Below are 20,445 nucleotides of genomic sequence, written 5' to 3'. Positions count from 1 at the left end.
CCTCGTCGAAAGGACCGAGCCCGCCATGGACCAGAGCACTACGTCCCTCCCCGAGGGCCGGTACAGCCGCCGCACCGACCAGGAGGCGGACCGCCGGCTGCGGACGGCCGCGATCGTCTGCGGCGTGCTCTTCCTCGGCCTGGTCGGCTGGCTGGGCACCTCGTACCTGCTGCGGGAGACCGCGATCAACGGCTCGGTGCCGACCTTCCAGGCGGTCTCGGACAGCGAGCTGCAGCTGCAGCTGTCGGTCAGCAAGCGCGAGGGGACGGCCGGGGTGTGCACGGTCCGCTCGCAGGGCGAGGACGGCGGCGTGGTCGGCCAGTACGACTTCCCGGTGCCCGCCGAGGGCGACCGCTACAGCGCCGTGGTGACGCTGCGGACCACCGCCCGCGGCACCACCGCCCAGTTGCTGGGCTGCACGCCGCGCGGCTGACGGGCTTTTGCACGGCTCACCCGTTCGGGCGCATATTCGAGGGAGCGGGCGGGAACGGAGACTCCCGTCCGCCCCCGGAAATTGTTAGGCTCGTGGTTTCGCCCCTTCCGAGCCGAGCGGCACGGAAGCGGGCGTTGCTTTGTAATGCCGCCTGACACCGCCACTGCTGACGAAAAACCCCTCAGCACCGCCAGCACCGACGAGGAGCACCTGTGACCCAGACCAGCGATGACGTGACCTGGCTCACTCAGGACCACTACAACAAGCTCAAGGCTGAGCTGGAGCACCTGACCGGCCCCTGGCGCATCGAGATCGCCCAGAAGATCGAGGCCGCCCGCGAGGAGGGCGACCTCAAGGAGAACGCCGGCTACCACGCGGCCAAGGACGACCAGGGCAAGGGCGAGGCGCGGATCCGCCAGCTCACCCAGATCCTGGAGCGCGCCAAGGTCGGCGAGGCCCCGGCCGACTCCGGCGTGGTCGCGCCCGGCATGCTGGTCAAGGTCGCCTTCGACGGCGACCTGGACGACACCATGGAGTTCCTGCTCGCCTCCCGCGAGGTGGTCGACGGCGCGCTGGACGTGTACTCCCCGCAGTCGCCGCTGGGCCGCGCCATCACCGGCAAGGCGGTCGGCGAGGACGCCACGTACGAGCTGCCGAACGGCAGGAAGACGTCCGTGAAGATCGTCGACGCCAAGCCGTTCACCGGCTGAGCCTTCCCGACACGCCGAAGCGGCCGTCCCCCGTACGGGGGACGGCCGCTTCGTCCGTCGCACTGCCCGACCGCGGAGCGGCCGGCGCTACCGGACCGCGGAGCGGCCGGCGCTACCGGACCGCGGAGCGGCCGGCGCTACTGGACCGCGGAGCGGTACTTGCGCACCGACAGCCAGGAGAACACGCCCATGATGACCAGCGACCAGACCACCGACACCAGCACCGCGTGCTGCATCGGCCAGGCGTCGTCGACCGGGCCGACCTGGTTGCCGAAGAGGTTGCGGCAGGCCTGCACGGTGGCGCTGAACGGGTTCCAGTAGGCGATCGGCTGCAGCCAGCCCGGCATCGAGCTGATCGGCACGAACGCGTTGGAGATGAAGGTCAGCGGGAACAGCCAGATCAGACCGGCCGAGGTGGCCGCCTCGGGGCTGCGCACCGAGAGGCCGATCAGCGCGCCGATCCAGGAGAAGGCGTAGCCGAGCAGGAGCAGCAGCGCGAACGCGCCGAGCGCCTTGAGGACGCCCTCGTGGATCCGCCAGCCGACCAGCAGCGCGACCAGGGCCAGCACCAGCAGGGTGAAGGCGGTCTGGACGAGGTCGGCGAAGGTGCGGCCGGTGAGCACCGCGGCGCGGGCCATCGGCAGCGAGCGGAAGCGGTCGACCAGGCCCTTGGTCATGTCCTCCGCGATGCCGGCGGAGGCGCCGGCGACCGCGAAGGTGACGGTCTGGGCGAAGATGCCGGCCATCAGGAACTGGGTGTAGGCGTCGGAGCTCGCGGTCGTCCCGGGGATCTGGATCGCGCCGCCCATGACGAACGAGAACAGCAGCACGAACATGACCGGCTGCATGAGGCCGAAGACCACGATCTCGGGGATCCGGGTCATCCGGCGCAGGTTGCGCTTGGCCACCACCCAGGAGTCGTGCAGGGTCGCGGCGGCACCGGTGCGGTGCCGGACCTGCGCCTGGCCGATGGCGTGCTCGGTGGAGGTGCTCGCGGTGGTCGGTCTTAGGGGGGGAGGGGGGGGGTGGGGGGGGGGGGGGGGGGGGTGGGAGGGGGAGGGGGGGGGGGGGGAGAGGGGGGGGAGGGGGAGGGGGGGGGGAGGGGGGGGGGGGGGGGGGGGGGAAGGGGGGGAGGGGGGGGGGGGGGGGGTGGGGTGGGGGGGGGGGGGGGGGGGGGGGAGGGGGGGGGGGGGGGGGGAGGGAGAGAAGGGTGGGAGGAGGGGTGAGGGGGGGGGGGAGGGGAGAGGGGGGGGGGGGGAGGGGGAAGGAGGGGGGGGAGGGGGGGGGGGGGGGGAGGAAGGGGGGGGGGGGGGGGGGGGGGGGGGGGGGGAGGAGGGGGGAGGAGGGGGGGGGGGGGAGGGGGAAGGGGTGGGGGGGTGGGGGGGAGGGGGGGGGGGGGGTGAGGGGGTGGAGGGGGGGGGTGAGAAGGGGGGGAGGGGGGAGGGGGGGGGGGGGGAGGGAGGGAGGGGTGGGGGAGGGGGAGGGGTGAGAGGGGGGGAGGGGGGGGGGGGGGGGGGGTGGGGGGTGGGAGGGGGGGGGGGGGGGGGGGGGGGGGGGGGGGGGGGGGGGGGGGGGGGAAGGGGGAGAGGGGATAGGAGGGGGGGGGGGGAGGGAGGAGGAAGGGGGGGGGGGGAGGGGGGAGGGGAGGGAGGGGGGGGGGGGGGGGAGGTGGGTGAGGGGGGGAGGGGGGGGGGGGGGGGGGGGGGGGGGGGGAGGGGGAAGGGGGGGGGGGGGGGGGTGGGGTGGGGTGGGGGGGGGAGGGGGGGTGGGGGGGGGGAGGGTGGGGGGGGGGGGGGGTGGGGAGGGGGGGGGGGTAAGGGAGAGGGGAGGGGGGATAGAGGGTAAGAGAGAAGGGAGAGAAGGGGGTGAGGGAAGGGTGGAGAGTCAAGGGCCGCGGGCGATCACCTTGCCGTGGTCGACCACCGCGATGTCGTTGGCGAGGCGGTCGGCCTCCTCCAGGTACTGGGTGGTGAGCAGCAGCGTGGTGCCCTGGGCGACCAGGGTCTCGATCACCTCCCACAGTGCCAGGCGGTTGCGCGGGTCGAGGCCGGTGGTCGGCTCGTCCATGAACATCACCGGCGGGCGGACGACCAGGGCGGCGGCCAGGTCGAGCCGGCGCCGCATGCCGCCGGAGTACGTCTTCGCGGTGCGGTCCATCGCCTCGGTGAGGTTGAACCACTCCAGCAGCTCCAGCGCGCGGGCCTTCGCGTCGCGGCTGCTCATCTGGTAGAGCTCGCCGACCATCTGGAGGTTCTCCCGGCCGGTCAGGTACTCGTCGACCGCCGCGTACTGGCCGGAGAGGCCGATCAGGCTGCGCACCTTGTTGGGGTGCTTGAGCACGTCGACGCCGGCCACCACGGCCTGCCCGGAGTCCGGGCGGAGCAGGGTGGTGAGGACCCGGACGGTGGTGGTCTTCCCGGCGCCGTTCGGGCCGAGCAGCCCGAGCACGGTGCCCTCGGGGACGTCCAGGCTCACTCCGTCGAGGGCCCGGACGTCGCCGAAGGTCTTCACCAGGTTCTCGGCTTGGATGGCTGGCGCCATGGACCTGCCTCATCTCCTGATTAGGGTGATTTGTCCTGATCTGTGGTACCCGAACCGGCGCAGGCCGAAGCTCGCGATACATCGCGAGATGCTGGCAGTACGCGATATATCGCGTCAAGCGATTTCCGGCTACTGGCCCACCACGTACCCGGCGTCCCGCAGCTCCGAGACCACCGACGCGCAGTGCTCCGGCCCCTTGGTCTCCAGGTGCAGGTCCACCTCCACCTCGGCGAGGCCCAGCCGCGGGTCGATCCGCACGTGCGCCACGTCCAGCACGTTGGCGTCCACCCGGGTCAGCACGCCCAGCAGGTCGGCCAGTGCGCCCGGCTTGTCCGCCAGCCGCACCCGCAGCGACAGGTACCGGCCGGCCGCCGCCAGGCCGTGCCGCAGCACCCGCTGCATCAGCTGCGGGTCGATGTTGCCGCCGGACAGCACCGCGACCACCGGGCCCTCGAACGCCTCCGGCTGCTCCAGCAGCGCCGCGATCGGGCTCGCCCCGGCCGGCTCCACCACCAGCTTCAGCCGCTCCAGGCCGACCAGCAGGGCCCGCGACAGCGCGTCCTCGGAGACCGTCCGCACCCCGTCCGCGAGGGTGTTGACCACCTCGAACGGGATGTCGCCCGGGCGGCCCACCATGATCCCGTCCGCCATGGTGGAGAACTGTTCCAGCGACACCGGCCGGCCCGCCGCCAGCGACGGCGGGTACGCCGCGGCGGCCGCCGCCTGCACGCCGACCACCCGGACGTCCGGCCGCAGCGGCTTCACGGCCGCCGCGATCCCCGCCAGCAGTCCGCCGCCGCCCACCCCCACCAGGATCGTGCGCACCTCCGGGCACTGCTCCAGGATCTCCAGGCCCATCGTCGCCTGGCCGGTGATGACGTCCCAGTGGTCGAAGGGGTGGATGAACACCGCGCCGGTGGAGTCCGCGTACCGCTGCGCCGCCCGCAGCGCCTCGTCCACGGTGGAGCCGTGCAGCCGCACCTCGGCGCCGTAGTCCCGGGTCGCCGACACCTTCGGCAGCGGCGCCGCGACCGGCATGAACACCGTCGAACGCACCCCCAGCAGCGAGGCCGCCAGCGCCACGCCCTGCGCGTGGTTGCCGGCGCTCGCCGCCACCACCCCGCAGGCCCGCTCCACCGGCGACAGCCCGGCGATCCGCACGTACGCGCCGCGCAGCTTGAACGAACCGGTGCGCTGCAGGTTCTCGCACTTGAGGTGCACCGGCGCACCGACCAGCCCGGAGAGGTACCGGCTGCTCTCCATCGGCGTGACCCGGGCGATCCCGGCGAGCATCTTCTGGGCGCCCCGGACGTCGTCCACGGTGACCGGCCAACTCTGCATGCGGCTCAGGCTAGCCGGGTCCGGGCCCCGGGCCCGTGAAGCGCGGGCTGTTCCCGCCGCTGCCCGCCGCGCGTACGCTGCTGGGCACACGCCGCCCGAACCCCGCACTCCGCGCCGCCCGGTCCAGCCGTACGAAGCACCCTCACCGCACCCCCGAACGTGAGCCGCGATGACGACACCCTCGCCCCACGACCCCGGCAGCAACGACCCCCTCCACACCCAACTCCAGTACCAGGTGGCACTGTTCGCCCGACGGATGGAACAGGCCCGGCACGGCGCGGTCGGCGCCCTGGACCGGGCCGGCTACCTGCTGCTCGACCACCTCGCCCGGCACGGCCCGGCCAACGTCAAGGCCCTGGCCGAGGCGCTCGGCATCGACTCCTCCACGGTCACCCGGCAGGCCGCCCCGCTGGTCCGCGCCGATCTGGTCGGCCGCGTCCCCTACCCGGCCGACCGTCGCACCGTCCGGCTCGCCCTGACTCCGCTCGGCGGCCGTCGGCTCGCCGAAGTCCGGGCCGACCGCGAGGAGTTGATCCGCAGCCTGACCGCCGACTGGCCGTCCGAGGAGCAGCGGGCGTTCTGCCGGCTGCTGGCCCGCTTCAACGACTCCCTCGAGTCGTACTCGACCGACCGGAAGCCGTGATCCGCGCCGCACCGGTCACGCGGCGCGAGCGGTGACGATCACCGCGTGAACGGCGCCCGACGCCCGCCACCACGGACTCCCCCGCCCACCGAGCGGCTCGCCGGGACGCTCAACCGCTTCGCCGGGCGCAGCTGAACCGCACCCGGCGAACCCGGCGAACCCGGCGAACCCTCGGCCCGAGAGCCGACCCTCCGTCAGCCGAGCGCCTGCTGGAGGTCGGCGAGCAGGTCGTCGATCGACTCGATGCCGACCGAGACGCGCACCAGGTCGGCCGGCACCTCCAGCGGGGAGCCGGCCGCCGAGGCGTGGGTCATCCGGCCCGGGTGCTCGATCAGCGACTCCACACCGCCCAGCGACTCGCCGAGGGTGAACAGCTGCGTGCGGTTGCAGACCTCGACCGCCGCCTCCTCGCCGCCCGCGACCCGGAACGACACCATGCCGCCGAACGCCTTCATCTGCTTCGCGGCGACGTCGTGCCCCGGGTGCTCGGCCAGGCCCGGGTATAGCACCTGGCTGACCTTCGGGTGGCGGGTGAGCAGCTCGGCGACCTGCTCGGCGTTGGAGCTGTGCCGGTCCATCCGGACACCCAGCGTCTTGATGCCGCGCAGCACCAGCCACGCGTCGAACGGGCCGGACACCGCGCCCATCGCGTTCTGGTGGTAGGCCACCTCCTCGGCCAGGCCCGCCTCGGCCACCACCAGGGCCCCGCCGACCACGTCCGAGTGGCCGCCCATGTACTTGGTGGTGGAGTGCACCACCACGTCCGCGCCGAGCGCGATCGGCTGCTGCAGGTACGGGCTGGCGAAGGTGTTGTCCACCACCAGCAGCGCGCCCGCCGCGTGCGCGATCTCCGCGACCGCGGTCAGGTCGGTGATCCCCAGCAGCGGGTTGGACGGGGTCTCCACCCACACCGCGCGGGTGTTGGGACGGATCGCCTCGCGCACCTTCTCCACGTGGTGGGTGTCGGCGACGGAGAACTCCACGCCCCAGCGGGTCAGCACCTTGGCGAACAGCCGGAAGGTGCCGCCGTACGCGTCGTTGGGGATCACGATGTGGTCGCCCGGCTTGAGGATCGTGCGCAGCAGGGTGTCCTCGGCCGCCAGGCCGGACGCGAAGGCGAGGCCCCGGACGCCGCCCTCCAGCGCCGCCAGGCACTCCTCCAGCGCGGTCCGGGTCGGGTTGGCGCTGCGGCTGTACTCGTAGCCGCCCCGCAGGCCGCCCACCCCGTCCTGCTTGTACGTGGACACCTGGTAGATCGGCGTGACGACGGCCCCGGTCTGGGGGTCCGCTTCCTGACCCGCGTGGATGGCGAGGGTCTCGAAGCCCTGGGAAAGCTGGTGCTCGGTCATACTCCTGAGCCTAGTGGCCCCGAAGCCCCGCAGCCCGCCGCGGAGCCGCCGGGCCGTGTCCCGGCCGGTGGCGCTGCGATAGCCTCCGCGCGTGATCACGACCGTACGACGTGCCGCGGAGCTCCCGAACCAGCGGCGGACACCGGTCCGGGGGCTGCGCGTCTCCCGGACCGCTGCCGGAGTGGCCGCGGGCGCCGTCCTCCTGGTCGGCTGCGCCCTGGCGCCCGCCGACCACCCGGGCGCCCCCGCACCAGCGGCGGCGAGCCCCGCGCCGACCGGGGAGAGCCCCGCGCCGACCACCGCGAGCCCCGCGCCCTCGGCCGCGGACCTGTCGTTCAGCTACCACGCGAAGGGCGGCCAGGAGTACATCGACCAGACCCTCGTGGTCACCAGCACGGCGACCGGGTCCGTCGTCCCCACCTTGGCGATCACGCCCGTGGACAGCTCGGGCCGGCCCGTGGCCGGGGTGTCCGTGTCCACTGCCTACGGCAGCGATCGCGGAACTCTCGTCGTCGGCCCGGGACGCGGCGGCGCGTACGACGTCCTGGCCTTCTCCGGGCCCGACAGGGCCCGGGTGGCGGGCGTGACCGTCTCGGTGACCCGGGTGCTCCCTGCGACGGCTCCGGCGGGAGCCGACTACGTCACGGCCCGGGCCGCCGACCAGGGTGGCGGGTCGATCAGCAAGTTCGACCGGTTCCGGCAGGTCGTGCTGCAGAATCCGAACGGTGCCGCGGTGTCGGTCCGGACCGTCTACATCGTCTACGACCAGCCGCGGGACGGGACTTCGCAGCAGGCCGTCGCCGTCGTGCCCATCGGCGGGCTGACCACCGTCCCGGCCCACGGCTCCGTGACCGTCCCCGTGACTGGTGCGGCGCAGGAGGCGGTCGCGAAGTACTCGGGCGGCCCGGCGGTCAGCATCAAGACGTACTTCTCCCAGTGAGCACCGGGGCGGTGGGCGGTCCGGTGCGGGACGCGTCGGCCGGTCCGGTTGATCCGTGCCCCGCGCCTCGCGGGGGCCGGGGGCCGGGCGGAGACTGGAAGGGTCGGCGGGGCGCGTGGATGCCGGCGCGGCCGGTGGCGGTGCCCCTCGTGACAGGGTGAGGAGCGGTCATGGCCGGGCTGGTGCGGATGAGTCTTGACGAGCCGGAGGAGGTCCGCCCGTTCGAGGGCGGGACCGGACAGCTGGCGCTGGTGAATCTGGAGGGCGGCGCGGTCGGACGCGCGGTGTTCGAACCGGGCTGGCAGTGGTCGAAGCACGTGAAGCCGATCGCGAAGACCGAGAGCTGTCAGGCGTCCCACATGGGGTACATGGTGTCGGGCCGGATGAAGGTCGTGATGGACGACGGGCAGAGCGAGGAGTTCGGCCCGGGCGACGTGATGATCTGCGCGCCGGGGCACGACGCCTGGGTGGTCGGCGACGAGGCCTGCGTGGTGATCGACTGGACCGGCTTCGCCGACTACGCGCAGGGCTGATCCGGTGCGGCGCGCCGCACTTCGTGCATGAAGCAGCCGAAGGCGAGGGCCCGGACGTGGACCACGGCGACGTCCGGGTCGGCGAGGAGTTCAGCGGCCAGGGCGGGGAGCTCGTCGGGTTCTCCGGGGACGCCGCGGAGGATCCGGCCGGCCGCGTCGTAGGCGCGGAGCACGCGCGGGCCGCCGTGCATGGCGCCGGGCCAGCCGCCGGCGGGGCCGGGGCAGGGGTCGGCGTGCACGAAGACCGGGCCGAGTTCGTCGTAGGGGCCGGGGTCGGCGCCGGTCTCGGCGGCCCAGCGGCGCAGCGGGGCGTAGCCGAGCAGGGCGATCCGGTCGCCGGGGCGGGCGCGGTCGAGGCAGCAGCGCAGCGGGGCGCCGCCGGCGGTGTCGACGGAGTGGACGGGGGGCCGTCCGGCGTCGTCGGCGGTGCGCAGGGCGGTGAGGACGGCGGGGGCGATGGGGCGGACGTCGAGTGCGGTCACGCGGTCCATCCTGGACGGCGCGCGGGCCGCCGTCCGGCGGGAAACGGACGTCGCGTTCCCCGCCGGAGGGCGGCCCGTGGGTGCGGGGTCGGTCAGCTCTTGAGCTGGACGAACTCCTTGAGCTCCTCGAAGGTGAAGCCGGCCTCGTTCATGGCCTTGGCCTGCTCGCGGCTCATGCCGAGCTTGGCGAGCTCGGCGAGCTGGGCGTCGGTGAGCGGCGCGGCGTCGCCGGGGCCGGTGGTGGGGCCGCCGTCCTCGATGTCGCCGCCGGCCATCTCGCCGAAGCCCTTGGTGAGGTCCTCGACGTCCTTCTTGGTGACCTCGGTGGCGCCGCCGGGGGCCTCGATCGCCGGGACGTCGCGGCCGAAGCCGATCCGGATCGGGAAGTGGATCTCCGGGCCGGCCTTGTCGGTGAGCTGGGCGATGTCGAAGGTGGCGTGCGAGAGCGCGCCGTCGCGCAGGTAGACGTCGGCGCCGACCTTGCGGTCGGGGACGGTGGCGGGCGCCGAGTCGGGCAGCGGGGTGTCCGTCGGGAGGTCCTTGACCAGCGGCTTCGCGGCCTTGAGGAAGCCCTCGACGATCGGGCGGGCGTTCGCGGAGACGTGGATCTGCTGCAGGCCGGCGCTGGCGCCGCGGTCCTCCAGGGTGACGTTCTTGGCGAACACGTCCTTGAGCGCCTTGCCGAAGCCCTCGACGGCCTTCGGGTCGAGCGAGGGGACCGCGCTGGGCGAGGCCGCGGCCTTGCCGGTGGCGCTCTCGGCCTGCTTGGAGAGCTCTTCCACCAGGGCCGGGTCGAAGGAGATCCACTTGCCGTCGAGCAGGTCCTTGGCGACCTTGAAGGACGGCGGCAGCGCCGCGGACATCTCGTCGATCCCGGCGGTGGACTCGCCGGTCAGCTGGGCGACGCCCCGGGCGTCGACCTTGAGGTAGCCCTTGCCGCCGACGACGCGGAAGTCGAAGTAGTTCTTGCCGCTCTTCTTGCCGCCGATCTCGTACGCGAGGTCGACGTCCTTGCTGGTGGCGAGGGCGTTGTAGTCGCCGCCGGCCTGGGCCTTCTTGAAGTCCTCGACGTCCTTGAGCGGCTTCTTGGCGCTGACCGAGACGGTGAGGCTGAGGTCGGCGAGGGCCTCGGCGGCGTTCCGCTCGATCGGGTCGTCGACGGCCTTGCCGAAGGCGACCAGCTGGTCGGCGGTGGCGTCGACGGAGAGCTCGGCCTTGAAGGTCTTGCCGTCGCCGAGCTTGTCGAACGCGTCGGCGATCTTCTCGCCGGCGGTGAGCTGCTTGACGGTGCCGCAGGCGGTGAGGCCGGTGGTGAGGGCGAGGGCGCACGCGGTGGCCGCCACGGTCAGGCGGGCGGTGCGGCGTATGGCGGTGTTGATGGCTGGCTCCTGTGGAAAGGCTGGGCGGCGGCGCCAGCCAACCACGGCGGCACCGGTGCCCACACCTGGTTATTCGCCGAGTGTCGCGAACAAACTACCGGGAGCCCCCGACGGCCCCCGGAGCCGGGGCCGTCGCGGGACTTCGCAGGTCGGACCGGTCGCAGCTCAGACCGCGCTGCCGGCCTTCCACTGGGCCCAGGGCATGTTCCAGCCGTTGAGGCCGTTGGCCGGGTCCACCGTCCGGTCGCCGGAGTTCACCACCTCCACCACGTCGCCGATGATCGAGGAGGCGTAGAACTTGGCGGCGTTGGTGGTCGGGTCGCCGGCGCCCTGGACGTCGCGCAGCGCGATGCAGCCGTGGCTGGTGTTGGCGTTGCCGAACTGGGAGGCGGGCGACCAGTAGTTGCCGTGGATGAAGGTGCCCGAGGTGGTGAGCCGCTGGGCGTGCGGGACGTCCGGGATGTCGTACTCGCTGCCGAGGCCCACGGTGGCGGAGTTCATCCGGGTCTCCTTGTACTGCTCGGAGATCACCATCTTGCCGGCCCAGGTCGTGTGGTCGGGCGCGCCGCCGATCACGGGGTAGGTGGCGGTGACCTGACCGTCGGTGGTGACGGTGAGGGTGTCGGCCTTGAGGTCGGCGACGCTGACCTGGCTGCGGCCGACGGTGAAGCCGACGTCCTTGGACTGGGTGCCGTAGACGCCCTTGGCGCCCTGCACGTCCTTGAGCCGGAGCTTGAGGGTGACCTTGGTGCCCTTCGCCCAGTAGGTCTCGGGGCGGAAGTCGAGGCGGGTGCTGGAGAACCAGTGGCCGACGATCTCGACGCCCGGCTCGGCGACCACCGTGATCGCCGACTGGACGGCCGCGCGGTCGGTGATCGCCTTGTTGAAGTTGATCGACACCGGCATGCCGACGCCGACCGTGGTGCCGTCCTCCGGGGTGAAGTACCCGACGAAGGTGTTGGCGGGCGAGGCGGTGCCGAAGACGGTGTTGGCGTCGGCCTCGCGCTGCTTCTTGTCGAGGGCGACGACGGCGACGGTGTACTTGGTGCCGCTGGCGAGCGGGTCGGTGGAGGTCCAGCTGGTGCCGTCGAGGCCCAGCTGGCCGACTATCTTCTTCCCGTTCCCGCCGGTGACCGTGACGGACTGCAGGATGCCGTCCGCGACCGTGACCTTGACCGGCTGGTCGAACGGGGCGGCGGTGGTGCCGTCGGCGGGGACGACGGTGATCTTGGCGATGGAGAGTTCGGGGCTGGGCGAGGCGTCGGTGGCGCCGGTGCCGCCGGCTCCGGCGCCCGTTCCGCCGGACGGGGTGTCCTTGTCGCCGCTGCAGGCCGCCACGAACAGGATCGGGGCGCCCAGCAGCCCGCCGATGACGCCGCGCCGGGTCCAGTTGCCGCCGCGCGGCCGGTCCCGCTTCTCCGATGCCGTCACGTCACGCTCCCTGGACTCGTACGAAAGTGTTCAGATCGTACGAGACTACCCATACGGTCGCCATAACGGACAAAAACCCGGTCCGGATGGTTCCGGACCGGGTTCTCGATGTGACGCAGGGCTCACTGCACCTCGTACTCGTCCCAGCTCTCGTCGTCCGGGTCGTAGTCGGTGGTGGCGGACTCCCAGGTGGCCGAGGCCAGCTCGACGCCCGGGACGTCGCCGAGCAGCGCCACCGGGTCGACGAAGTGGGCGAGCGACCCGGACGGGTCGACCTCGATCGCCTCGACGGCCTGGGCGCGCTCCTCGTCGTCCAGGTACTCGTCCTCGGTGACCTGGGACAGGGCGGCGGCCTTGAGGGCCTTCTCGTCCGTGATCTCGGCGATGAGCTCGATGGTGAGGCGTACGAAACGCGGTGCGTCCTGCTCGGGCAGGTCAGTGCTGGTCATGCCAGCGAGCGTAGGGGTTCGGACAGGTATCCGGAAACGTCGGCGCCGGGATACGGCGAGGGCCGGTCCCGGATACCGGGACCGGCCCCGCCGCTCCGCAGCGGCACCCCCACCCGGGAGCCGGTACGGAGCCGCGCCTCACGGCGCGACGGTTGCCGCGGGAGCCGCCGCACCCTGCCGCCGGCAGCGCCGGGCAGGGGCGGGACGACGGCAGCCCCCGCGGGCGGACACGGTGGGCCGGGTCAGGGCCGACCGACGTGTCCGGGACGGCCGCGGTGCCGGGGAGCCGCTCCCGGTCTTCGCTGTCGTCCTGCTCGGCGTTCTCGCCGTCGACCACTACATTGCCGAACGGTTGTTAACCCGGTGATGCGCGGAGGTGACGTCCGCGTACCAACCAGCCGGGGCGGCACCTGTTCACCCGTTCGGCGCACAACCGGTGACGCTTCCTCAGTGGCCGGCCCGGGCGGTCAGGAAGGCCAGCAGGTCCTGCCGGGTGACGATGCCCTGGGGCTTGCCCTCGACCAGCACCACCACCGCGTCGGAGTTCTCCAGCACGGTCATCAGGTTGGTGACCGACTCGCCGGAGCCGACCACCGGCAGCGGCTTGGACATCACCTTGTCCAGCGTGTCGGTGAGCTGGATGCGCTGCGCGAACAGGCCCTCCAGCAGCTCGCGCTCGACCACCGAGCCGACCACCTCGCCGGCCATGATGTCCGGGTGCCCGGCGCCCGGGGAGACCACCGGCATCTGCGAGACACCGAAGTCGCGCAGCACCCGGACCGCCTCGGCGACGGTCTCGCCCGGGTGCATGTGGACGAACTGCGGGATGCCCTCGTGCTCCAGCGCGTCCTTGCGGGCCAGCACCTCGCCGATGTGGGCCTCGTCGGTGGCGGTGGGCAGGAAGCCGTAGTCGGCCATCCAGTCGTCGTTGAAGATCTTCGACAGGTAGCCCCGGCCGCCGTCCGGCAGCAGCACCACGACGACGTCGTCCGGGCCGAGCTCGCGGGCCACCTCCAGCGCGGCGACCACGGCCATGCCGCAGGAGCCGCCGACCAGCAGGCCCTCCTCCTTGGCCAGGCGGCGGGTCATCTGGAAGGAGTCCTTGTCGGACACCGCGACGATCCGGTCGGCCACGTCACGGTCGTAGGCGGTCGGCCAGAAGTCCTCGCCGACGCCCTCGACCAGGTACGGCCGGCCGGTGCCGCCGGAGTAGACCGAGCCCTCCGGGTCGGCGCCGATCACCTGGACCTTGCCGCCGGAGGCCTCCTTCAGGTAGTTGCCGGTGCCGGAGATGGTGCCGCCGGTGCCGACGCCCGCCACGAAGTGGGTGATCCGGCCGTCGGTCTGCTCCCACAGCTCGGGGCCGGTGGAGTGGTAGTGCGAGGCCGGGTTGTCCGGGTTGGAGTACTGGTCCGGCTTCCAGGCGTTCGGCGTCTCCCGGACCAGGCGGTCGGAGACGTTGTAGTAGGAGTCCGGGTGCTCGGGGGCGACCGCGGTGGGGCAGACCACGACCTCGGCGCCGTAGGCGCGCAGGGTGTTGATCTTGTCCGTGGAGACCTTGTCGGGGCAGACGAAGATGCACTTGTAGCCCTTCTGCTGGGCCACGATCGCCAGGCCGACGCCGGTGTTGCCCGAGGTCGGCTCGACGATGGTGCCGCCGGGCTTGAGGGCGCCGGACGCCTCGGCGGCCTCGATCATGCGCATCGCGATCCGGTCCTTCACGGACCCGCCGGGGTTGAAGTACTCGACCTTCGCCAACACGGTGGCGCTGATCCCCTCGGTGACCTTGTTGAGCTTCACCAGGGGCGTGTTGCCGACCAGGTCGATGATCGAATTGTGGTACCTCACGGGGGTCCTCCCGGTGTGTGGCAGCTGTGACTGTGGGTACGGAAAGCCTATGGCCACGGATGGCCGATGCGGGTCGGTAGCGCGCCGCCCGGACGGGTACCAGTGGGGTACGCAACGTCAGCCGCCTCGAATCCAAGGGGGTACCGGATGCCAGGGGCACAGGCGTCGAGGGCCCGGGTGGCCCGGAGGATCGCCACCGCCGCCGCGTACGGCGGGGGCGGGCTCGGGCTGCTCGGCGTGGGCCTGGCCGGGGTGCTGCTGACCGAGAGCCGCCTCGCCGTCCGGGCGATCGGCATACTGGACGGCGACCCGCCGCGCGCCGACGGCGTGTACGGCGCCGCCTTCGCCGACGCCGACGACACCCGGCCGCCACTGGCGCTGGCCTTCGTCGGAGACTCCACCGCCGCCGGGCTCGGCGTCACCCGGGCCCAGGAGACCCCCGGCGCGCTGCTCGCCGCCGGGCTCGCCGCGATCGCCGAGCGGCGGGTGCGGCTGGTCAACGTCGCCAAGTCCGGCGCCCGCTCCTGCGACCTCGCCCAGCAGGTCGAGCAGGCCCTGGCCGAGCGGCCCGAACTCGCGGTGATCATGGTCGGCGCCAACGACGTCACCCGGCACAGCCCGGCCGCCGTCTCGGTGCGGGAGCTGGGCGACGCGGTCCGGACGCTGCGCGCGGGCGGCTGCGAGGTGGTCGTCGGCACCTGCCCGGACCTCGGCACCATCAAGCCGGTCCGGCCGCCACTGCGCTGGGTGGCTCGGCGGCTCAGCCGGCAGCTGGCCGCCGCCCAGACCATCGCCGTGGTCGAGGCGGGCGGACGGACGGTCTCACTCGGCTCGCTGCTCGGCCCCGAGTTCGCCGCCCGGCCGGAGATGTTCGCGGCCGACCGCTACCACCCGTCCGCCCAGGGGTACGCCACCGCCGCGATGGCCCTGCTGCCCTCGCTCTGCGCGATCCTCGACCTGTGGCCGGAGGAGCCGGCCACCGGGCCGGAGCCGATCGAGCCGCAGGCCGTGCTGCCGGTGGCGATCGCCGCCGCCGCGGCCGCCGGGCGCGCGGGCACCGAGGTGGCCGCCGCCGGACCGGAGGCCGGGGCCTGGCGCTGGGCCCTGCTCAAGCACCGGCTGCGGCTCGGACTCCCGGGCGCGGAGGAGACGCGGAGCGCGTCGCCGACCTCACACTCCGGGACCGGTGACGTCGGAGCTACCAAGCGGTAACTTGGCGCGCGGGCGTCCGGCCGGTGCCGGGCACCCGACCACCAGGCCGTTCAGCGAGGAGCCCGCCATGCCCGAAGCCGTCATCGTCAGCGCCGCCCGTTCGCCGATCGGCCGCGCGTTCAAGGGCTCGCTCAAGGACGTCCGCCCCGACGACCTGACCGCCCAGATCATCACCGCCGCCCTCGCCAAGATCCCCGAGCTCGACCCGCGGCAGATCGAAGACCTGATGCTCGGCTGCGGCCTGCCCGGCGGCGAGCAGGGCCACAACCTGGCGCGCATCGTCGCGGTCCAGATGGGCATGGACCACCTGCCCGGCGCCACCATCACCCGCTACTGCTCCTCCTCGCTGCAGACCACCCGGATGGCCCTGCACGCGATCAAGGCCGGCGAGGGCGACGTCTTCATCTCCGCCGGCGTCGAGACCGTCTCCCGCTTCGCCAAGGGCTCCTCCGACGGCATCCCCGGCACCACCAACCCGCTCTTCGACGACGCGATCGCCCGCACCGCCCACCGCGCGGAGCACGGCGGCGGCGAGTGGCACGACCCGCGCGAGGACGGCCTCCTCCCGGACGCCTACATCGCCATGGGCCAGACCGCGGAGAACCTCGCCGCCCTCAAGGGCATCACCCGCGCCGAGCAGGACGAGTTCGGCGTCCGGTCCCAGAACCTCGCCGAGGCCGCGATCGAGTCCGGCTTCTGGGCCCGCGAGATCACCCCGGTCACCACCCCCGACGGCACCGTCGTCAGCACCGACGACGGCCCGCGCGCCGGCGTCACCCTCGACGCCGTCCAGGGCCTCAAGCCGGTGTTCCGCCCCGACGGCACCGTTACCGCGGGTAACTGCTGCCCGCTCAACGACGGCGCCGCCGCCCTGGTCATCATGTCCGACACCAAGGCCCGCGAGCTCGGCCTCACCCCCCTCGCCCGCGTCGTCTCCACCGGCGTCTCCGGCCTCTCCCCCGAGATCATGGGCTACGGCCCCGTCGAGGCCTCCAAGCAGGCCCTCAAGCGCGCCGGCCTGTCGATCTCCGACATTGACCTGGTCGAGATCAACGAGGCCTTCGCCGCCCAGGTCATCCCCTCCTACCGCGACCTCGGCATCGACCTCGACCGCCTGAACGTCAACGGCGGCGCCATCGCCGTCGGCCACCCCTTCGGCATGACCGGCGCCCGCCTCACCACCACCCTGATCAACTCCCTCCAGTGGCACGACAAGCAGTTCGGCCTGGAGACCATGTGCGTCGGCGGCGGCCAGGGGATGGCCATGGTCATCGAGCGCCTGAGCTGATCGACTCACCCATGTGGAGTCACGCTGCGTAATTGAGGGCCGAATCACATCCGCGATGCGATTCGGCCCTCTTCCGCACCCCCGGAGACCGATTTGTCGACGGTCCGAATTGGATCAACTCCGCAGCGTAGAGGGGCTTTACCTAACAATTTGAGGACAAGGCAGAAAGTCCGGGACAAATCGGACATCAGCCCCTGCTGTTACGGACGCACATACGGCAGTGTGGAGACGTAACCCCGTTCCGCCCCTCGTTGGGAGTACGTTCCGTGAGCGTCGTCTACACCTCCCTGCTGCTGATCCTGGTCGCCGTGTCGACCGCCGCCCTGATCCACGTCCGCGCGCTGACCCGCAAGTTGGATGCCGGTCCGGGGGCGGGGCGGACCGGCGGCGTCGACGAGGCGCTCATACGCCGCGCCGTCACCGAGGCACTCGCCGCAGACCGCGAGCGCGAGATCACCGAGGCCCGCGCGTTCTGGGCCGAGCAGGAGGCCCGCGCCGCGGAGGACGCACCGCTCTTCGACGCCCCGCTCACCACCATCGGCGAGGACTGGCCGCTCTTCTTCCCGCGCCCCACCGGGCCGCAGGACGCCGCCGACAACGCCGGGACGATGGACCCGGAGTTCGGCGAGGCGCTGCGCAGCGCCCTGGAGGACCTGATCAAGGAGGGCAACGGCGGCGCCCCCGCCGCGGGCTCCGACGAGGGCGGCGTCCGGCCCGCGCACCCGTCGCACCCGGCGGCCGGCGGCGGTGCCCCGGTCCCCGTCGACCCGGCCGGGGACGCCCGGGCCCGCCGCGAGGCCGACCTGCTCGCCACCGGCCTGGAGGCCGGGCTGCTCGACGCCGAGACCGAGCCCGCCGCCAAGCCCGACCCGCGCCGGCACCCCTCGCACCCGGACTTCGTGCCGAGCCCGACGCCGTCCCGCGAGTGGACCGACGACCGGCTGGCCGCCCTCGCCGAGGAGTGCGTCGCGCTGATCGACGTCCGTCCCGGCCCGCTGGGCACCCTCGACGTGTACGCCTTCGCCGACGGCACCACCCTGTGCGTGGCCCCCGGCGACCGTGAGGCCGCCTACCGGCTGATCGACGCGGTCCGGGCCGGCGAGGACGTCCGGCTGCTCGGCGGCTCGCGCTTCAGCGGCTCGTACTCGCTGACCTTCTCCACCGACGAGGAAGCCGTCTACGTCCTCGCCGACCGCGTGGTCGCCTCGATCTGATCCAGCAGCCGGGCCCGGGGGCGCCTCCCGGCCGGGGGGCGTGCGCGCTCCGGCCGCGGCCGCCCGGCGTGGTCCGACAGGGGCGGGCTCAGAGGGCGGCTCCGGTCGCCTCGACGTCGGCCAGGGCCGCTGCGAGGGCCTCGGCGTCGGCCACCGCGGCGAGGTCGTGGCCGGTGACGGCGAGCTGGTCGCCGACCGCGAAGGGGCCCGCGTCGGGGACGTCCTGCGGGGGGCGGCCCTCCAGGGCGAGGGCCGTGGCGGCGAGCCGACGGGCGAGGGCGAGTCCGGCGGCGGCGCGGGACGGGTGGCCGGGCACGGCGCCCAGCAGGCGGCTCTGCGGCATGGAGCGGAAACGATCCGCCAGGCGGTCGACGGCGGCCGTGAAGGGCGTCTGATCGGGCATGAGGACGAGCGTAGCCCCGGGGGGCGGGCTCCCCGGGGCTACGGTCACGCCGGGGGCGTCAGTCGTCGCCGCGCAGGATGGCGATCAGCCGGAGCATCTCCAGGTAGATCCACACCAGCGACAGCGTCAGGCCGAACGCGGCCCACCAGGCCTCCTTCTCCGGCGCACCGCCCCGAATGCCCTCCTCCACCTCCGCGAAGTTCAGTGTGAGGAAGAAGGCACCGAGCGCGATGCCGATCAGGCCGACCACGATGCCGAGCGGGCCGGAGCGCAGACCGAGGTCGGCCCCGAGCCAGTACGCGACCGCGTTGACCATCATGAGGATCATGAAGCCGATCGCGATCGAGAAACCGATCCGGAAGTACCGCGCGGTGACCCGGATCCGGCCGCTCTTGTAGGCGATCAGCGTGCCGGCGAAGACCGCGGTCGTCCCGAGGACCGCCTGGACCACGATCCCCGGCCAGAGGGTCTCGAAGACCTTGGAGGCCACGCCGAGCGTGACGCCCTGCAGCGCGGAGTAGAGGAGGATCAGCGGCGGGCTGACGGCCCGCTTGAACATGATGACGAGGTAGACGCCGAAGGCGGCGAGGGAGACGAGGCCGAGGGCCGCGTAGGTCTCGACGGGCAGCGCGAACCAGGCGAGGGCGCCGGCGGCGACCAGGGTGAGCAGGGTGAGGCCGGTGCGGGCGACCACGTCGTCCATGGTCATCCGGCCGGTCTGCAGCGGGCCGGCGGCCGGCCGCTGGTACATCTCGGCGAGCTGCCCGTCGGTCATCGTCTGCTGCGCGTACGGGTTGTTGCCGTAGGGGTTGCTGCCGTACGGCTGCTGCTGGGTCGTGCTCGACCCGAAGCCGGCGTAGGCGGCGTCGCGGGTGAAGGACCCCTCCCGCGAGAAGACCGGGTTGCTGCTTCTCATCACATTCCCTCCGGGACGGCACGTCGCCGCCCACGGACACCAGGGTAATGGTTTGGCAAAAGGATCCGCCTCAACCGCGAGGACGATCTCGCGGGGCCGCGGTGGCGGAGTTGGTGCCCGGAGCCGGACTCGAACCGGCACGGCCTCGCGGCCAAGCAGTTTTAAGCTGCCCGTGTCTGCGTTCCACCACCCGGGCGAACCACTCTCCGCCCCTGTACGGGCTACCCCTGAGCCTAGTCTCCTTCCTGCCCGTTTCGCATATTTCCGGCCGCGGAAGTTGTCATGCTTCCTTGCCTTCTGACGAACCGTCCGTGATTCGGCCAGCGGTGCACCGGAATCGGCCAGGGCGGGCCGGGTCGGGGGCGGTGTCATACCGCAGGAGGAGACCGGCGCGCCGGAGTACGCCTGGCGGGGTGGGTCCAACCGTCCGCCGGAGCGACGGAAAACCATGATCGCGAGGCGGAGGATGGAACAGCGGTCGGAGCCCCGGGCTCCGGCCGTCCGGACGTTCCGCCGCCCCCTCCCGACAGGAGAGCCCTCGATGACCACGACGACCGCACGGCCCGCCGCCACCGGCCTCGCGGCTGCCCGCGCCACCGGCCTGAACAAGGTCTACGGCGACGGCGAGACCCGCGTCGTGGCGCTGGACGACGTCAGCGTGGTGTTCCCGCGCGGCGAGTTCACCGCGATCATGGGCCCCTCGGGCTCGGGCAAGTCCACCCTGATGCACTGCATGGCGGGGCTGGACACGGTCTCCTCGGGCTCGGCGATGATCGGCGACACCGAGCTGGTCGGGCTGAAGGACCGCCAGCTGACCCAGCTGCGCCGCGACAAGATCGGCTTCGTCTTCCAGGCGTTCAACCTGCTGCCGACGCTGACCGCGCTGGAGAACATCACGCTGCCGATGGACATCGCCGGCCGCAAGGTCGACCGGCCGTGGCTGGACCGGGTGGTCGAGACGGTCGGCCTGTCCGGCCGGCTGAGCCACCGCCCGTCGCAGCTCTCCGGCGGCCAGCAGCAGCGCGTGGCGTGCGCCCGGGCGCTGGCCTCCAAGCCCGAGATCGTCTTCGCCGACGAGCCCACCGGCAACCTGGACTCGCGCTCCGGCGCCGAGATCCTCTCCTTCCTGCGCAACTCGGTCCGCGAGCTCGGCCAGACCGTGGTGATGGTCACCCACGACCCGGTCGCCGCCTCGTACGCGGACCGGGTGGTCTTCCTCGCCGACGGCCGGATCGTCGACGAGCTGGCCGCCCCCACCGCCGACGCGGTGCTCGACCGGATGCGCCGCTTCGACGCCAAGGGCCGGACGAGCTGACGCCCTGACAGCACAGGC

At 73.0% G+C, this 20,445-nt stretch carries 19 protein-coding genes, 1 tRNA gene and 1 pseudogene; 9 read left to right on the top strand and 12 right to left on the bottom strand.

Annotated elements, in window-relative coordinates:
- Positions 1 to 25: 25 nt before the first annotated feature.
- Positions 26 to 433 carry a DUF4307 domain-containing protein gene (locus ABEB06_RS22855; protein WP_345698746.1) on the top strand — a complete coding sequence of 136 codons (408 nt, stop codon included), beginning with the start codon at positions 26 to 28 and terminating at the stop codon, positions 431 to 433.
- 212 nt (positions 434 to 645) lie between these two features.
- Positions 646 to 1,143: a transcription elongation factor GreA gene (gene greA, locus ABEB06_RS22850; protein ID WP_345698745.1), complete on the top strand. Its 498-nt coding sequence runs from the start codon at positions 646 to 648 to the stop codon at positions 1,141 to 1,143.
- 137 nt (positions 1,144 to 1,280) lie between these two features.
- Here the strand turns inward: greA and ABEB06_RS22845 are convergent, their stop codons facing one another.
- The 3 genes and pseudogenes from ABEB06_RS22845 to ilvA form a co-directional block, all read right to left on the bottom strand.
- Complete coding sequence (locus ABEB06_RS22845) at positions 1,281 to 2,114, bottom strand: ABC transporter permease (RefSeq protein WP_345701948.1); 834 nt, start codon at positions 2,112 to 2,114, stop codon at positions 1,281 to 1,283.
- 919 nt (positions 2,115 to 3,033) lie between these two features.
- Positions 3,034 to 3,684, bottom strand: a pseudogene (locus ABEB06_RS22840) (ATP-binding cassette domain-containing protein); the annotation flags it as partial.
- A 129-nt stretch (positions 3,685 to 3,813) separates the two neighbouring features.
- A complete protein-coding gene (gene ilvA / locus ABEB06_RS22835) occupies positions 3,814 to 5,025 on the bottom strand; it encodes a threonine ammonia-lyase (protein WP_345698744.1) in 1,212 nt (403 codons plus the stop codon).
- 169 nt (positions 5,026 to 5,194) lie between these two features.
- Here ilvA and ABEB06_RS22830 point away from each other — a divergent pair, with 169 nt between their 5' ends.
- The gene (locus ABEB06_RS22830) at positions 5,195 to 5,668 is read left to right on the top strand and encodes a MarR family winged helix-turn-helix transcriptional regulator (RefSeq protein ID WP_345698743.1); all 474 of its coding nucleotides are present in this window, start codon (positions 5,195 to 5,197) and stop codon (positions 5,666 to 5,668) included.
- 194 nt (positions 5,669 to 5,862) lie between these two features.
- On the opposite strand, the gene ABEB06_RS22825 is transcribed toward ABEB06_RS22830, so the two are convergent.
- The gene (locus ABEB06_RS22825; protein ID WP_345698742.1) at positions 5,863 to 7,017 is read right to left on the bottom strand and encodes a cystathionine gamma-synthase; all 1,155 of its coding nucleotides are present in this window, start codon (positions 7,015 to 7,017) and stop codon (positions 5,863 to 5,865) included.
- A 91-nt stretch (positions 7,018 to 7,108) separates the two neighbouring features.
- Here ABEB06_RS22825 and ABEB06_RS22820 point away from each other — a divergent pair, with 91 nt between their 5' ends.
- Both ABEB06_RS22820 and ABEB06_RS22815 read left to right on the top strand, forming a co-directional pair.
- On the top strand, positions 7,109 to 7,957 hold the full coding sequence (locus ABEB06_RS22820; protein ID WP_345698741.1) for a hypothetical protein: 849 nt from the start codon (positions 7,109 to 7,111) through the stop codon (positions 7,955 to 7,957).
- Positions 7,958 to 8,127: 170 nt separating this feature from the next.
- Positions 8,128 to 8,490: a cupin domain-containing protein gene (locus ABEB06_RS22815; protein ID WP_345698740.1), complete on the top strand. Its 363-nt coding sequence runs from the start codon at positions 8,128 to 8,130 to the stop codon at positions 8,488 to 8,490.
- Here ABEB06_RS22815 and ABEB06_RS22810 read toward each other — a convergent pair.
- The 5 genes from ABEB06_RS22810 to ABEB06_RS22790 form a co-directional block, all read right to left on the bottom strand.
- Positions 8,475 to 8,981, bottom strand: coding sequence for a DUF1203 domain-containing protein (locus ABEB06_RS22810; RefSeq protein ID WP_345698739.1), 507 nt, complete (start codon positions 8,979 to 8,981; stop codon positions 8,475 to 8,477). The two genes, ABEB06_RS22815 and ABEB06_RS22810, sit on opposite strands and share 16 nt — an antisense overlap.
- Before the next feature lie 83 nt (positions 8,982 to 9,064).
- Positions 9,065 to 10,315 (bottom strand): hypothetical protein, encoded by a 1,251-nt coding sequence (locus ABEB06_RS22805; RefSeq protein WP_345698738.1) that lies wholly within the window; start codon positions 10,313 to 10,315, stop codon positions 9,065 to 9,067.
- 201 nt (positions 10,316 to 10,516) lie between these two features.
- Entirely contained in the window at positions 10,517 to 11,782 is a 1,266-nt protein-coding gene (locus ABEB06_RS22800) for a L,D-transpeptidase (protein WP_345698737.1), read from the bottom strand.
- 122 nt (positions 11,783 to 11,904) lie between these two features.
- On the bottom strand, positions 11,905 to 12,231 hold the full coding sequence (locus tag ABEB06_RS22795; RefSeq protein ID WP_345698736.1) for a hypothetical protein: 327 nt from the start codon (positions 12,229 to 12,231) through the stop codon (positions 11,905 to 11,907).
- Positions 12,232 to 12,678: 447 nt separating this feature from the next.
- Positions 12,679 to 14,079 carry a cystathionine beta-synthase gene (locus ABEB06_RS22790; RefSeq protein ID WP_345698735.1) on the bottom strand — a complete coding sequence of 467 codons (1,401 nt, stop codon included), beginning with the start codon at positions 14,077 to 14,079 and terminating at the stop codon, positions 12,679 to 12,681.
- A 147-nt stretch (positions 14,080 to 14,226) separates the two neighbouring features.
- On the opposite strand from ABEB06_RS22790, the gene ABEB06_RS22785 reads away from it, so the two are divergent.
- The 3 genes from ABEB06_RS22785 to ABEB06_RS22775 all read left to right on the top strand — a co-directional run bounded on the left by ABEB06_RS22785 (position 14,227) and on the right by ABEB06_RS22775 (position 17,793).
- Positions 14,227 to 15,291, top strand: coding sequence for an SGNH/GDSL hydrolase family protein (locus ABEB06_RS22785; RefSeq protein WP_345698734.1), 1,065 nt, complete (start codon positions 14,227 to 14,229; stop codon positions 15,289 to 15,291).
- Positions 15,292 to 15,358: 67 nt separating this feature from the next.
- On the top strand, positions 15,359 to 16,579 hold the full coding sequence (locus tag ABEB06_RS22780) for an acetyl-CoA C-acetyltransferase (RefSeq protein ID WP_345698733.1): 1,221 nt from the start codon (positions 15,359 to 15,361) through the stop codon (positions 16,577 to 16,579).
- A 266-nt stretch (positions 16,580 to 16,845) separates the two neighbouring features.
- Positions 16,846 to 17,793 carry a hypothetical protein gene (locus tag ABEB06_RS22775; protein WP_345698732.1) on the top strand — a complete coding sequence of 316 codons (948 nt, stop codon included), beginning with the start codon at positions 16,846 to 16,848 and terminating at the stop codon, positions 17,791 to 17,793.
- 88 nt (positions 17,794 to 17,881) lie between these two features.
- Here the strand turns inward: ABEB06_RS22775 and ABEB06_RS22770 are convergent, their stop codons facing one another.
- The 3 genes from ABEB06_RS22770 to ABEB06_RS22760 form a co-directional block, all read right to left on the bottom strand.
- On the bottom strand, positions 17,882 to 18,196 hold the full coding sequence (locus ABEB06_RS22770) for a hypothetical protein (protein ID WP_345698731.1): 315 nt from the start codon (positions 18,194 to 18,196) through the stop codon (positions 17,882 to 17,884).
- Between the two features lie 58 nt (positions 18,197 to 18,254).
- Entirely contained in the window at positions 18,255 to 19,112 is an 858-nt protein-coding gene (locus tag ABEB06_RS22765; protein WP_345698730.1) for a Bax inhibitor-1/YccA family protein, read from the bottom strand.
- Positions 19,113 to 19,223: 111 nt separating this feature from the next.
- Positions 19,224 to 19,308: transfer RNA gene (locus ABEB06_RS22760), tRNA-Leu, on the bottom strand.
- 345 nt (positions 19,309 to 19,653) lie between these two features.
- Here ABEB06_RS22760 and ABEB06_RS22755 point away from each other — a divergent pair.
- The gene (locus ABEB06_RS22755) at positions 19,654 to 20,427 is read left to right on the top strand and encodes an ABC transporter ATP-binding protein (protein ID WP_345698729.1); all 774 of its coding nucleotides are present in this window, start codon (positions 19,654 to 19,656) and stop codon (positions 20,425 to 20,427) included.
- Positions 20,428 to 20,445: the final 18 nt, after the last annotated feature.

Origin of the sequence: Kitasatospora terrestris, assembly GCF_039542905.1 — a bacterium.
Taxonomy (GTDB): domain Bacteria; phylum Actinomycetota; class Actinomycetes; order Streptomycetales; family Streptomycetaceae; genus Kitasatospora; species Kitasatospora terrestris.
Note: the sequence above shows the minus strand (reverse complement) of the source record. Positions and strands in the feature narration are given on the sequence as shown.

Bases quoted from the DNA above. Each gene is read 5' to 3' on its own strand.
- ABEB06_RS22770 (WP_345698731.1), bottom strand. From the start codon at position 18,196: ATGCCCGATCAGACGCCCTTCACGGCCGCCGTCGACCGCCTGGCGGAT.
- ABEB06_RS22765 (WP_345698730.1), bottom strand. From the start codon at position 19,112: ATGAGAAGCAGCAACCCGGTCTTCTCGCGGGAGGGGTCCTTCACCCGC.
- ABEB06_RS22855 (WP_345698746.1), top strand. From the start codon at position 26: ATGGACCAGAGCACTACGTCCCTCCCCGAGGGCCGGTACAGCCGCCGC.
- ABEB06_RS22825 (WP_345698742.1), bottom strand. From the start codon at position 7,017: ATGACCGAGCACCAGCTTTCCCAGGGCTTCGAGACCCTCGCCATCCAC.
- ABEB06_RS22795 (WP_345698736.1), bottom strand. From the start codon at position 12,231: ATGACCAGCACTGACCTGCCCGAGCAGGACGCACCGCGTTTCGTACGC.
- ABEB06_RS22780 (WP_345698733.1), top strand. From the start codon at position 15,359: ATGCCCGAAGCCGTCATCGTCAGCGCCGCCCGTTCGCCGATCGGCCGC.
- ABEB06_RS22815 (WP_345698740.1), top strand. From the start codon at position 8,128: ATGGCCGGGCTGGTGCGGATGAGTCTTGACGAGCCGGAGGAGGTCCGC.
- ABEB06_RS22830 (WP_345698743.1), top strand. From the start codon at position 5,195: ATGACGACACCCTCGCCCCACGACCCCGGCAGCAACGACCCCCTCCAC.
- ABEB06_RS22785 (WP_345698734.1), top strand. From the start codon at position 14,227: ATGCCAGGGGCACAGGCGTCGAGGGCCCGGGTGGCCCGGAGGATCGCC.
- ABEB06_RS22810 (WP_345698739.1), bottom strand. From the start codon at position 8,981: ATGGACCGCGTGACCGCACTCGACGTCCGCCCCATCGCCCCCGCCGTC.
- ilvA (WP_345698744.1), bottom strand. From the start codon at position 5,025: ATGCAGAGTTGGCCGGTCACCGTGGACGACGTCCGGGGCGCCCAGAAG.
- ABEB06_RS22755 (WP_345698729.1), top strand. From the start codon at position 19,654: ATGACCACGACGACCGCACGGCCCGCCGCCACCGGCCTCGCGGCTGCC.